The sequence below is a fragment of the Pseudoalteromonas sp. PSi26 genome, assembly GCF_054960575.1.
In genome coordinates this window covers 18838-31599 of sequence record NZ_JBHNYT010000016.1, presented here as the reverse complement: position 1 = coordinate 31599, position 12762 = coordinate 18838, and the positions used below count along the sequence as shown (strand labels likewise).

Below are 12762 nucleotides of genomic sequence, written 5' to 3'. Positions count from 1 at the left end.
TTTCGTTATAGCTGTTATCCAAAGTCAATACAGCTTTGACAAATACCTTTTCTCAGTTTATGAATAATATTTAGCTCTCATAGAATAGTACTATTGACTCTAATTACATGTACTGGATTTTAAATAAATCTATTTCGCTTAAAGACTATTAACCTACAAACAATAAAAGAATTAAAAAATGAAAACTTCGATATTTATTATCAACATGAAACCTTGTGAATCCCGTTGGAATGAGGTTCAAAAGCGACTTAAAGATCTTAATATAAGTGCTGAACGCTTTGAAGCTACTATTGGTAAAAATCTTGGTGAGCAAGAGCTCCTCAACTGGTATTGCCCGAAAAAGAATAAAAACTCATATCATCGCAACTTAACATTAGGAGAAGTAGGTTGTTACATTAGCCATATGCGAGTCTGGGAGCATATAGTTACACATTCGATACCTATGTGCGTAATACTTGAAGACGACATTATAATTAAATCGCATTTAACTAATACGATTGAATCAGCAGAAAAATTAAAAAATTGGGATCTTATAAAACTTTCCGATAGCCGAGATTTAGCATTTATTAATACACACCCCCTTGAAAGTGAGTTTGTTTTGGGGAATTACTTTAAAATCCCAAATGGAACTCAAGGATATATATTATCTCTTGAGGGGGCTAAGAAACTTCTGCACAGGAAGCCATTTTTTAGACCTGTTGATGTTGATATGCAGTTTCATAGTGAAGTTGGGCTCAATATCGTAGGTATTAAGCCATATCCAATTGCCATTGATCGCCAATTTGAAAGTGAAATAGCAAAGGCAAATTCAGGTAGGCATTCTAATAAAAGTACATTTATTAGAAATTTAAAACACAGGTTAAACTTATATATGCAACGCAAAAAAATATCAGCTGATCTGTCAGTTATAACTAAAAAGTTATAACAGTAGTTGAATATATTGGCTGCATGACTGCGACCTACTATATGTTAATAATATCGGCTCTTAATGGCGCCATTTTTGACAAAATTTTATTCTGGATAGAGTGAGATATGTTTTGCTCATTCATGGCATTCACTAATAAATCAACAACATGATTAAAATCTTTTTCTGTTATATTCATGCCGGTGTGTATGTCTACCATTGAATCACCTGCGTAGCTGTATTTACACGGACCATCGGTAAGCATGCACAAATGCAGAATAAAACCTTGACGAAAATGCGCTATGTTTGTGTGCTCAAAGTAGTGAAATACCTGCTCGTCATTGCCTATTTGGTTAATAAAGCTATCAATTAGTTTTTCTATGCCGGCGTTACCGCCAATTTGGTAATATAGCGTAGGCGGTGCTTTATTCGCACAGCCCATTAAAATACCTACACATAAAAACCCAACTGCGATTAACTTCATTACCAATACCCTGTTACCGATAAGTACCAACCCGTTTGATCGTCTGCCCCTGCAATACGCCCTAAATCTAAATATGCGGCAGTTACACTCACGTTTTTATTAGGCATCCAGGCAACAAAAACGTCTTTCCAGTCTTGCTCACCCAAGTTTAAGTTATTCGCTTTTTGACGATACTCAATACCGATTGCCAATTCACGACTTAAAAATACAGCGGTGCTACCTTCAAATAAAAACGCGCTGTCAGCATTGGGACCAGCATAACCGAGTAGTCCCAATTCATTGGCTGCACTATAGCGTGTTGTTACATTCCAAAACCAGTTATAACCTGCAAGTGCACCTAAGTGAAGCTTACTGGCAGCCAAGTAATAATCTGTACCGCTGGTACCCTCTGCGCCAACAAGTTTGGCTACGGTGCCGTCATCTAGCGATTTATGCTGTATACCTAAACTTAACTGCGGCCATTGGCTGTAAACAATATCACCATATAAACGTATTTTTGCACTGGTAATCGATTGCTCTATTTCTGTGTTAAGCGCAGGCACGTCAAACTCTTGTTTTGCGTAACTTAGCTCTACCCGATTAAATAAGTTTAACTGCGCACCACATACATTTAATGCGTAATCACTTACATCCGCTCGGCTACAAAAACCATTTACCGAAAATTCATCTTCACTCGCATAACCTGCAAGCTGAGCCCAAGGCACAATACCGCCACCGCCGCTACCTTCAACTTGAGATACACCCGGTGTTGCTAGTAACTTTCCGCTACTGTTGGCAACCGTTGGCAAACTTATTAGCAATAAAACACTGGCAAATAAATGCTTAATTTTTACCATAGTATTCTTCCAGCCATTGTTCTAATAAGTCAGCTTTTAAAGGCCGGCTAAGGTAGTAACCTTGCGCATGGTCGCACTGCATTGTTTTAAGTAAAGCTAACGACTCTTCGGTTTCGACCCCTTCAGCCACCACCGAAAAACCTAACTGATGCCCAAGCGTAATTGAAGACTGCACTATAAATTGATCTTTTTGCGAGGCATCTAGTTTTAAAATAAAACATTTATCGAGCTTGAGCTCATCAATAGGCAACATTTTTAAACGCCCCAGTGATGTTTGCCCTACCCCATAATCGTCAAGCGATATTTTAACGCCAATTTGTTTTAAATCTTTAAGCGCTTTTATGCCCTTTTCTTCGTTTTCTATCATGTCGCGCTCGGTTAATTCAATGGTGATTAACCTTGCATCCACATTATGTTTTTTAAGCGTAGCGACTAACGCGGCATGAAAGCCCGGAAACGCAATATCTTGTGCCGATACATTAATAGCGGCTTGAAGCTCAATACCCTTCGATTTCCAGTCGGCAACTTGTGCAACTACGGTATTTATTACCCATGCAGTTAGTTCAACAATTAGCCCTGAGCGCTCTGCTAAATCAATAAATAACTCGGGATTAACCCAGCTGCCATCTTTACGCTGCCAACGAATAAGTGACTCAACCTTATCTATTTTTTGAGTTTGCATATGCAGCTTAGGCTGGTAGGTCATAAACAGCTGACCATCGTCGTCGCTAATAGCTTGCTTTAATTCATCAAGCATAATTAAACGATCTAAGTGGGCCTCGTCCTCGCCATCTTGGTAATAATGTATATGGTTTTGGTTATTGGCCGCATTTTCTACGGCAATAAGCACTCGCCTTACCAAGTCATCACTGGCAGTACCTTGCGATGGGTACTGCAATACACCGGTACTAAACTGTAAGTTAATTTTTAGCTTTTGAATGGTATAACACTCTTGAAGCCTAGCAATTAATCCCTCTATGCCGCACTTTTTCTCGCTAACCGCACTGCTTGGAAATACCGTTAAAAACTCATCTCCCCCAATACGCGCATGAATCCCACCAAACTCATCCGAAAACTCACTTATTCTGCATGCCACGGTTTTTATACATTCATCGCCAATGCGCGGGCCCAGCTTATCGTTTATATGGCGTAACCCTTTTATATCTATTGCGACAAGCGTATATTGAGTTAATTCGCTTAATTCATCATCCAACACCTCTAACATCGCTGAGCGATTATAAAAGCCGGTTAAACTATCGTGCCGCGCCTGAAAACTAATTTGCTGTTCACGCTTGTTGATGTCGTTACCCATGTTGTCGAACGCATTGACTAAGGTCGTTATTTCTGTACTTTGTTTTTTACCTTTAAACTCAAAATTATAATTACCCTGTGCAAACTGCTTAGCAATTACAACCAGCTGAGAAAGCGGTGTAGTTAAGTTATTTGCTAATAAGCTACTTGTTATTACACCTACAAACATCGTTAAAATAGACAAAATAATAAGAGTAAAAAATAGCTTTTCAAAATCGCTATAGCTTTGTGTTAAATCGGCACTTAACAAAATAATAATTGGGTGTGTTGCCAAAGAGGCTAAATTAATATCTCGGTTTCGGTAAACCGGGTACTCGCCAAATATTCGTGAGGTGGTGGCCGAGTTAAAATAACTCACCGGTTCAAAAGGCGTTGGGCGCTCATCTAGCGAGCTAATTACTAAGTTGTCGGCACTGCCTACAAAACTTACGTCCATGCCTGTTAAGCTTTTAAGTTCGCTTGCAACACTGTCGTCTATTTTAAAGCCCACTAAACTGTAAGCTATGGTTCTTGGGGCTTTTACAGGTAATAAAATGACTTGGTAAAGCTCATTGTTTAACACTACAAATGTGGATTGCTCTTGTGCGTTAAATAGCTCTGCGAGTAAAGGGCGCAAGTCGTCTTCAAAGGCATCTTGCTCTATGTTTGACGAAATTAGCTGACCCGATAAATCTATAAGCAACATTAATTGCGCGTCTATCCGTTGGCTGTGATTATACAAAACACTGCTTATGGTGCCGGCATCGCGTGTAGCAACCGCTTGTTTAAAACCAAAATCGGCAGTCAATACTTTAGCCGCAGTTAACAATAAGCTTTCTTTGGAGCTTAAATATTGCTTATAAACGTTTTGCGCAACACTTATGTCTTGGTCTACTTTTTGTTCTTGAAACTGACTTGTTGACCACCAAAAACTAGCAACACTCACCAGCGTTGTTAATAACACCAGCCCTACACAGAGTGAGGTAATTCGGTTTTTTAAACTATGAGTCATTACCAGCCTTAAATTTGCTACCAAAGGTGTTTCTTGGTGCTGGTGTAGATGTGTTTATCGTTATGGTGTGTTTGCTTTTAGCGCTTACTGTTATAATTTTTTTATTCTCCAAAGGTGCTGTTTGCAAAGCGTGCCATACGCTTAATTCAATCGGTAATAGGTTATTTGGCAAGGTTACTTTGCCTTGCTTATTTGTTTTATAAACATGTTTGCTACCTGCCACATAGATGTAGCCAACCATAGAGTCGTGAATATTACACCCCAAAACAACGACCCCTTGATTATCAAAAGTAATCGGTGCTTTTGGTTGCCCTGAATATAACTTTAGCTGAAAAGGCTTAGCTTGCGAAAAAGAATACACATGGTGGCGAATATTATCGCTATTTGGAAAGTCAACTTGCTGCCCTTTTTGCACAACTAATAGCTCTGGCAAAAACTGTTTATGAACTTGGTCCATAGTGGCTACTGGAAGATTTGGCTTGGCTAATTGCTCGGCGTTAAAATGTAGCTCAATAACAGCATTTGCTAGTTTACTACCGTGTTGATCTTCTACTACCAACTCCAGTGCAGCGGCGTCAAAAAAGTAACCAAAAAACAAACCCATGGTTAAAAAACGGCAACTTTTAGTTATTTTTTGCAAACAACGTTCAAACATAACAACACCTAACTATTAACGTTAGGTTAAGGTAATTAATTACAGGGGTTAATTGCAAGGAATATAGCCCAGTAACTAAAAATAAAAAGTTAGCCACTGGGTTTTTTAGTTCTTTAGTATGACTATTTTACAATTAAGCCATAATCAGCGTCTAAAATAGAAATGACCTCTTGGCGCGGATCCTCAGGAATAGTAATTGCTTCACCAACTATTTTGCTGGCAATGCCCACATAAGTATTAGACACTTCGAGCATGACTGATTCGGGTAAAATATACTCTTTTGCTAATTTTTCGCGCTCAGCCATGCGATCTTTGTTTAGTAATACGTCGCTTTCTGGCACGTTATTAATTAACAATTGGCGAAAGCCCTCTTTAGAGTTTTCAACAATTTTACCATCTCGATACGCAGCGCCATCCCATATACGCGATGAATCTGGTGTACCCACTTCGTCGATGTAAATAAGCTGTTGTGCGCCATTTAGGTCTTCTACGTAACCAAATTCAAACTTGGTATCTACAAAAATTTGGTCAAGCTTGGCAAGCTCTTTACTAATTAAGCCAAAGCCTTCTACTAACAGCTTTTCGTATTTTGCAACGTCGTCTTCCGACTTAAAATTAAATACGTCTAGGTTATTTGTTATGTTCTCGCGGGTAATGTTTACATCGTCTACTGGCGGTATGTCGGCAACGCCTTCAATAATCCCCTTGGTTGATGGCGTAATAAGTACATTATCGAGTTTTTGATTCGCGTTTAACCCTTCAGGTAAATCTATACCGCAAAAGTTACGTGTCCCTTTAGCGTAATCACGCCACATGCTACCCGTAATATATTGGCGCGCTATCGCCTCTACCTTAACGGTGCTTGCTTTACGCACAATCCATACATATGGGTGCGGAATATCCACAATATGATTGCCAGCTAAGCCTGCTTCGTCAAATAATTTAAACCAATATGATGCAACGGTGTTAAGTGCTATCCCCTTACCCGGCACACCATTTAAGCCATTTTCACCTTGCCAAATACAATCAAATGCTGAAATACGGTCCGAAATCACCATAATAGCCAGCTCAGTACCTGCGGGTACTTTGTAGCCTTTATCTTTAATTAATCGTGCACTGTCTTCGTCTGTTAGCCAATAAACTGAACGCACTTTACCACTGTGTACTTCACCTTTGGTGCGAATGGGTAAATCATCGTTTACGTCTAAAACTTTATAGCTAGTCATGCTATCTCCGGGGTTAGGGATGCTCTATGAGCAAAGTATGGTATGGGGTTATGTGCGGTATGATAATCCAGCCAACTTCAAAGCTCAATCTTGGGCTTGAAACTAAATAACTTGAACTTTGGTTAAGAGATTTAGCAAGAATATTTATATGGTTGTCACAATCGGGTAAACTAGCTGTGCTATTGAGTCGAGGAGCTAGCTTGAACCACTTAACCACCACCAAAAATAAAAAATACTTAATGTATATATCTCAAAATTATTCATACGCAATTTTGAGGCCTATTCAAGCGGCCATATTAGCGAATGGTGGTCAGGTACGCTGGTTTTTAGCTGGAAATGAAGTTGACCCCAGCTTTTTAAGTCTCAATGAGCAAAGATTACATACCATATCGGATATAAAAAACTGGTTTCCTGACGTAGTTTTTATACCAGGTAATATAATCCCAAAGTTTATACCCGGAAAAAAAATAGGTGTATTTCACGGCTTCAATTCTGGAAAGTTAAATAGGAAAGGAAAAGAAGATCATTTTACAATTCGTGGTTGTTTCGACTTGTACTGTACGCAAGGTCCGAATACAACAACTCGATTTAAGGAGCTCGCTGAGCAATATGGTTTCTTTAAAGTAACTGAAACTGGCTGGTCAACACTCGATCCACTTTTTATTAATACTTCAAACAATCCTTATGTTAATGACGACTCCCGTCCTGTTGTATTAATATGCTCTACTTTTTCACGAAAGCTATCACTTGCTCCTAAATTATATGAGCAAATAAAACATTTTAGTGAACAAGGTAAGTGGCGTATTTTGGTGCAGTTTCATCCTAAAATGCCTATCGAATGGGTTAATAAGTACAAAGCACTAAGTAACGAAAACCTAACATTTGTTGAAACCGATAACGTTTTGCCGTTACTGCAAGCTGCTGATGTTATGCTGTGCGATACATCTTCAGTTCTTTTGATGTTTTTATTACTACGCAAACCAGTAGTTACATTTTGTAATAAAAAACCTCTTCCCCATTTACTCGATATTACCAACGCAAATAAGGTAGAAGCAGCTATTGAACATGCGCTTACCAAACCTAACAAATTAATGCGAAGTATTGAAAGCTATTGTCAGGAACTTCACCCGTACACAGATGGTCAATCTAGCCAACGAGTATTAAATGCAGCGAATGAATTTTTACAAAGCGGCGAAAAACTGAAACCCAAACCAGTGAATATAATTAGGCAACTAAAAATGCGTAAAGATCTAAACTACTGGAGTTGGTAAACAAAACAATGATAAGCCTTAATAACGTTACTTTTAAATGGCATAAAAACGATAAATCGCCCACGCTAACTATTAGCAAACTTAACATTGAAAAAGGCCAACATGTTTTTTTACATGGCCCAAGTGGTTCGGGCAAATCAACGTTACTTGCCTTACTTGCCGGTATAAATACAGCTACCAGCGGCAATGTCACGTTATTAAACCACACCTTAAATACACTAAGTAACACTCAACGAGATGTATTTAGAGCTGACCACATTGGTATTATTTTTCAAAACTTCAACTTACTTCCTTACCTATCGCCTATTGAAAACGTGATACTGGGCTGCCAATTTTCAAAAAAACGCCAACAAAAAGCATTAAGCCACTCTGCCACGTTAAATAATGAGGCTACACGGTTACTGAACTCACTGGGGTTAACCGAGCAATACCATAATAAAAATGTGGCCGAATTAAGCATTGGCCAACAACAACGCGTGGCCGCCGCACGCGCATTTATTGGTAACCCTGAAATTATAATTGCCGACGAGCCAACCTCAGCCCTTGATACACAAAATCGCGAAAGCTTTATTAACTTATTGTTTGAACAAGCGAGTAATACAAACAGCACACTGATATTTGTAAGCCACGACGAAAACTTAAAGCCGCTGTTTAATCGCTCAATCGACTTAGTAAGTTTGCAGGAGGCATTATGATCCTTACAAAGCTTGCTTTAAAAAGCCTATTAAATAGACGTGCAAGTGTTGTTTTAACACTGTTTACCATTGCCGTTAGCGTTATGTTATTGCTAAGTATTGAACGTGTGAGAGTTGATGCTAAAAGCAGCTTTAGCAATACCATTTCGGGTACCGATTTAATTGTAGGAGCCCGCACCGGCGATATTCAATTACTGCTTTCATCGGTATTTAGAATTGGCCACACCAATAATGGCGTGAGCTGGCAAAGCTACAAATACATAACAAGCCAACGCGGCGTAAAATGGAGCATTCCCATTAGCCTTGGCGACAGCCATAAAGGCCAAGCAGTGTTAGGTACAACACCCGATTACTTTACCCATTACCGCTTTGCTAAAAAACAACATTTGAGTTTTAGTGCAGGGAATCCTTTTAGCACTATTCACGGCGTAGTATTGGGCAGTGAGGTAGCTACAAAACTAGGATATAAGCTGGGCGATAGCATTGTAATATCCCACGGTATGGGTAATACCAGTTTTCATCATCACAACGACAACCCGTTTGAAGTAGTCGGCATTTTAAACCCGACGGGTACCCCGGTCGACAAAACACTGCATATACCGCTTGCCGCTATTGATTTAATTCATGGCGGTAACACAAACCATAAGCACGATGAGCATAACAACCTAACTGGCCACCCTAAACAAATCACTGCATTTTTAATGGGGTTTGATTCGCCTTTATACACACTACAAATTAGGCGCAACATAAATCAGTATAAGCCCGAGGCCTTATTAGCCATTATGCCTACCGTCACACTAAAAGACTTATGGGAAATGCTCGCCATTGTTGAAAAAATACTGCTACTTTTCTCCTTTGTTGTTGTACTAGTAAGCCTGCTTGGTATGCTAACCACGTTGCTTGCAAATCTTAATCAACGCCGCCGTGAACTTGCTATATTGCGCTCAGTTGGTGCAAGGCCATGGCAGCTATTTACACTTATAAGTATGGAATCCTTGCTTACAACATTTTTAGGCTGTGTGTTTGGGTGTGTGTTATTTTACGCCACATTATTTTTAGGAGCCGACTACCTACAAAGCCATGCGGGTATTAGTGTAAATATAGCTATGCTTTCACGCTATGAACTCACCCTCATAGGCGTTATTATGGCGGCGGGTTTTATTATTGGTTTAATACCAGCCACTCGTGCTTATTTTTACTCACTCAGCGACGGCATGAGTATAAAAACATAATGTTTAGGAATTTTATGACACTTTTTAAAACAGCTTTTAATGCTTTTTGCATATTAAGCTTAGCCATTATCACCTTTACAAGTAATGCTAATCCACCTAAAGAAATTTTTTGGGAAGACTTAATTCCGAAAGGCCATGTGCAAATTGACACCCAAGCGCAAGCGAACCACGAAGGCAGCGATCAAAACTGGGTACAACCCGACTTAGACGCCCCTGTAGTAAAAGAACTAAACGGGCAATCTGTCAGCTTACCCGGCTTTGTTGTACCGCTAGAGGGCGATAGCGAAGTAATCACCGAGTTTTTACTAGTACCGTATTTTGGCGCCTGCATACACGTACCACCACCGCCACCTAACCAGCTTGTACACGTTACTATAAAAGGCGGCGTACCAATCGAAAGCCTATACGATGCAATTGTAGTCACAGGTATTATTACAACAGAAACCTGGTCAGGTGAATTAGCGCAGGTAGGTTACAAAATGAAAGCCGTAGGCGTAGCGCCGTTTGAGCTTTAAAAATTTGTCTGCTTTCTTGCACCGCTCCTTACCTTCTGCGCGGTGATAATAACGTCTCATTTAGTATATAAGTAGGTACAAAAACTAAGTTACAAAAAAATGCTACCACTGAGAACACCGAAGCGCTGCGCTACACAGAAAAGAGCATAATGCAATATATTTGTTTTAAAATGACTTCTCCTGCACTGCTCCTTGCCTTCTCTGTGGTGATAATAATGCCTTATTCACTTTATCAACTAGGTACGGCGCCTAAGTTACAAAACAAGTTTGACCACCGAGAGCACCGTAACGCTGCGCGCTACACTGATAAGAGCGTAATACACTTTGTTTAAAATGACTTCTCCTGCTCTTTTCTGTGGTGAATAAGTCACTTTTGTAAATAACGCTCATCATTACAAACCTTAATGGCTATTCTGATAACTGCCGCCAACTCAAACGGAAAACTAACATCTGTAACTGCCATCTAATACCTAGAAACTTCAACCTTATAACTAGCAACTTAAAACCACTACCTATAAACGCTTTTTTCTTTCTTACTAACGTATTTATTGCTAACCTCGCATTAACGTATTTACTTACTATAAAAATTGGCTAACGGAATAATTATGCTCAAAAAAATATCGTTACTTATCGCATTAGCATTAAGTACAAACGCTTTAGCTAAAGGAGGCGTATCGCCCTATTTACCTTTAAACCAAGCACCAGAGTTAGAGCATAATGTAGAGCGCCTTTTAGCAGTAAGTAAAAATACCCATATTATGAGCAAGCCTTATAAAGCGCACGACATATATAACGTATTGCAAACCATAAGGCATAGTTACCCAGAGCTTTACCAAACCCTGTCGTACCAAATAAGCCCGTATATTCAAAGTGATGCAGGCACATTTGCTAAAGTAACTCTTGCTGCCGGTACAAAAAACAAAACACTGCCAAACCAACGTGGGCAAACTACTAAAACCAACTTAATTGTTGAAGGTGGCGCTTACGCTAACTTTGGCCGTTACTTTGGTGTAAGTGTGGCAGGCATTGCAAACGAAGACGAAATACTTCCAACACAAAGCTTTATTTACCTAGGTTATAAATACGCCCAACTCGATATAGGCTACCGTGAACACTGGTATTCACCTTTTAACGACAGCGCCATGCTATTGAGTACACACGCTAAAACAACACCGTCAATTACCATAAGTAATGTTGAGCCAATAACCAGCTTTAATATTCGATACGACATGTTTATTAGTAAAATGACCGAGCAGCGTGGAATTTTAAATGAGGAAGAAAAAAACAGCACTGAGCGTATTTACGAGAAAGGCAAGCCATATTTATATGGCTTGCAAATAAGTTTTGCAGCAACAGATAACTTAACCATTGGCCTAAGCCGCTTAATGCAATTTGGTGGTGGCCCGCGTAGCGTAACATTAAAAGATTTTGCTGAGGGCTTTTTTACACCCGGCGCTAAAGATAACGTTGGTAGTAAGGACGCAAATGAAATTGGTGGCAACTTTGAGCTGGGTGACCAGTTAGCGTCAATCACCTTTGAATACAACAACAGCCTATTTGATTTACCGTATGAGATTTATAGTGAAATAGCGCTGGAAGACACGCTAGGTGGTACTCGTAATAACGCTTATAGTTTTGGGCTATACCTCCCCTTTATTGCAAACGATCACAGCTTACGTTTGGAACACAGTAATTGGCAAAAATTTTGGTATGCAAACAGAATATATCAAGATGGAAACCGTAACTCGGGTAATGTAATTGGCCACTGGGGTGGCGATGAGCATGACTACACCGACTATACCCCAGCTAAATCCATGAGTGTTAATTGGCATTGGCAGCTAAGCGCTAAAGAAAGCTTAAATACAACGTTACGTGGCCTTACAAACAAACGTGATGGTTACGAAACCAGTTATGAACTCCAAACAGCCTATACGCGTAAATTAAACAAACCTGTTTGGGGTGCTAAAAGCGTAGGCGCTGAGCTTTACCTAGGTAAAGGTGTGTATGGCGAAGCATTTTCGAGAATCGCCCTCTCAGCTAACTTTTAAATTTGAAAGCGCGAATTTATTTCGCGCTTTCAAACGCGATATAATACTTATCCAAGGCTAAACGTCACTAAATACCAGCAGAGTATCCAAGCTTGTTTTTGTAGGCGCCTTGCTTGCTGGCGCGTTTAATTTATACATAGTCACATTAACAACCCTTTGCGTGAGCAAGCTTCACGCCTACGTGGAAATAACTCTAAAATAATTACCACCGAGATCACCGAAGCACTGCGCGCTACACTGAGGAAATATACTATTTTTTAGTACCTTCTCCTTTACTTCTCATTATCTTCTCTGTGGTGCATGAATCACTTTTTGTTGTATTTCTTAATGGAGTTTAATTACCACCGAGAGCACCGAAGTGCTGCGCTACACTGAGGAAACATACTATTTTTTAGTATCTTCTCCTGCACTGCTCCTTGTCTTCTCTGTGGTGATAATAATGTTTTATTCACTTTATAAATCAAGTACAAAGCTTAACCACAAAGCAATTTCTACCACCGAGGGCACCGAGGCGCTGGGCGCTACACAGAGGAAATATAATATCTTCTCCTGCACTGCTCCTTGTCTTCTCTGTGGTGAAAACAGTGTCTTATT

11 protein-coding genes are annotated in these 12762 nt (G+C 39.7%); 6 read left to right on the top strand and 5 right to left on the bottom strand.

All coding sequences use genetic code 11. The features are described from left to right. The first annotated feature begins 178 nt into the window (after positions 1-178). Complete coding sequence (locus ACFI34_RS15680) at positions 179-925, top strand: glycosyltransferase family 25 protein (RefSeq protein ID WP_462674167.1); 747 nt, start codon at positions 179-181, stop codon at positions 923-925. A gap of 37 nt (positions 926-962) precedes the next feature. Here ACFI34_RS15680 and ACFI34_RS15675 read toward each other — a convergent pair whose 3' ends face one another. The 5 genes from ACFI34_RS15675 to ACFI34_RS15655 all read right to left on the bottom strand — a co-directional run bounded on the left by ACFI34_RS15675 (position 963) and on the right by ACFI34_RS15655 (position 6407). Further along, entirely contained in the window at positions 963-1388 is a 426-nt protein-coding gene (locus ACFI34_RS15675; protein ID WP_462674166.1) for a group I truncated hemoglobin, read from the bottom strand. Beyond that, the gene (locus ACFI34_RS15670) at positions 1388-2224 is read right to left on the bottom strand and encodes a DUF3034 family protein (protein WP_462674165.1); all 837 of its coding nucleotides are present in this window, start codon (positions 2222-2224) and stop codon (positions 1388-1390) included. The genes ACFI34_RS15675 and ACFI34_RS15670 overlap by 1 nt, the downstream gene beginning before the upstream one ends. Next, a complete protein-coding gene (locus tag ACFI34_RS15665) occupies positions 2211-4526 on the bottom strand; it encodes a bifunctional diguanylate cyclase/phosphodiesterase (RefSeq protein ID WP_462674164.1) in 2316 nt (771 codons plus the stop codon). The genes ACFI34_RS15670 and ACFI34_RS15665 overlap by 14 nt, the downstream gene beginning before the upstream one ends. Continuing rightward, the gene (locus ACFI34_RS15660; RefSeq protein WP_462674163.1) at positions 4516-5181 is read right to left on the bottom strand and encodes a methylamine utilization protein; all 666 of its coding nucleotides are present in this window, start codon (positions 5179-5181) and stop codon (positions 4516-4518) included. Before ACFI34_RS15660 ends, ACFI34_RS15665 begins: the two co-directional genes overlap by 11 nt. A gap of 122 nt (positions 5182-5303) precedes the next feature. Continuing rightward, on the bottom strand, positions 5304-6407 hold the full coding sequence (locus ACFI34_RS15655) for a phosphoribosylaminoimidazolesuccinocarboxamide synthase (RefSeq protein WP_006792040.1): 1104 nt from the start codon (positions 6405-6407) through the stop codon (positions 5304-5306). A 200-nt stretch (positions 6408-6607) separates the two neighbouring features. On the opposite strand from ACFI34_RS15655, the gene ACFI34_RS15650 reads away from it, so the two are divergent. The 5 genes from ACFI34_RS15650 to ACFI34_RS15630 all read left to right on the top strand — a co-directional run bounded on the left by ACFI34_RS15650 (position 6608) and on the right by ACFI34_RS15630 (position 12168). Beyond that, positions 6608-7678 carry a CDP-glycerol glycerophosphotransferase family protein gene (locus ACFI34_RS15650; protein WP_462674162.1) on the top strand — a complete coding sequence of 357 codons (1071 nt, stop codon included), beginning with the start codon at positions 6608-6610 and terminating at the stop codon, positions 7676-7678. An 8-nt stretch (positions 7679-7686) separates the two neighbouring features. After that, complete coding sequence (locus ACFI34_RS15645) at positions 7687-8373, top strand: ABC transporter ATP-binding protein (RefSeq protein WP_462674161.1); 687 nt, start codon at positions 7687-7689, stop codon at positions 8371-8373. Beyond that, positions 8370-9605 (top strand): ABC transporter permease, encoded by a 1236-nt coding sequence (locus ACFI34_RS15640; RefSeq protein ID WP_462674160.1) that lies wholly within the window; start codon positions 8370-8372, stop codon positions 9603-9605. The genes ACFI34_RS15645 and ACFI34_RS15640 overlap by 4 nt, the downstream gene beginning before the upstream one ends. Before the next feature lie 14 nt (positions 9606-9619). After that, positions 9620-10120 carry a DUF3299 domain-containing protein gene (locus ACFI34_RS15635; protein ID WP_010555614.1) on the top strand — a complete coding sequence of 167 codons (501 nt, stop codon included), beginning with the start codon at positions 9620-9622 and terminating at the stop codon, positions 10118-10120. Between the two features lie 605 nt (positions 10121-10725). Next, positions 10726-12168, top strand: coding sequence for a capsule assembly Wzi family protein (locus ACFI34_RS15630; protein ID WP_462674159.1), 1443 nt, complete (start codon positions 10726-10728; stop codon positions 12166-12168). Positions 12169-12762: the final 594 nt, after the last annotated feature.

Coding starts and splice junctions, on each gene's coding strand:
- ACFI34_RS15665 (WP_462674164.1), bottom strand. CDS start 4,526: ATGACTCATAGTTTAAAAAACCGAATTACCTCACTCTGTGTAGGGCTG.
- ACFI34_RS15680 (WP_462674167.1), top strand. CDS start 179: ATGAAAACTTCGATATTTATTATCAACATGAAACCTTGTGAATCCCGT.
- ACFI34_RS15670 (WP_462674165.1), bottom strand. CDS start 2,224: ATGGTAAAAATTAAGCATTTATTTGCCAGTGTTTTATTGCTAATAAGT.
- ACFI34_RS15640 (WP_462674160.1), top strand. CDS start 8,370: ATGATCCTTACAAAGCTTGCTTTAAAAAGCCTATTAAATAGACGTGCA.
- ACFI34_RS15675 (WP_462674166.1), bottom strand. CDS start 1,388: ATGAAGTTAATCGCAGTTGGGTTTTTATGTGTAGGTATTTTAATGGGC.
- ACFI34_RS15655 (WP_006792040.1), bottom strand. CDS start 6,407: ATGACTAGCTATAAAGTTTTAGACGTAAACGATGATTTACCCATTCGC.
- ACFI34_RS15635 (WP_010555614.1), top strand. CDS start 9,620: ATGACACTTTTTAAAACAGCTTTTAATGCTTTTTGCATATTAAGCTTA.
- ACFI34_RS15660 (WP_462674163.1), bottom strand. CDS start 5,181: ATGTTTGAACGTTGTTTGCAAAAAATAACTAAAAGTTGCCGTTTTTTA.
- ACFI34_RS15645 (WP_462674161.1), top strand. CDS start 7,687: ATGATAAGCCTTAATAACGTTACTTTTAAATGGCATAAAAACGATAAA.
- ACFI34_RS15630 (WP_462674159.1), top strand. CDS start 10,726: ATGCTCAAAAAAATATCGTTACTTATCGCATTAGCATTAAGTACAAAC.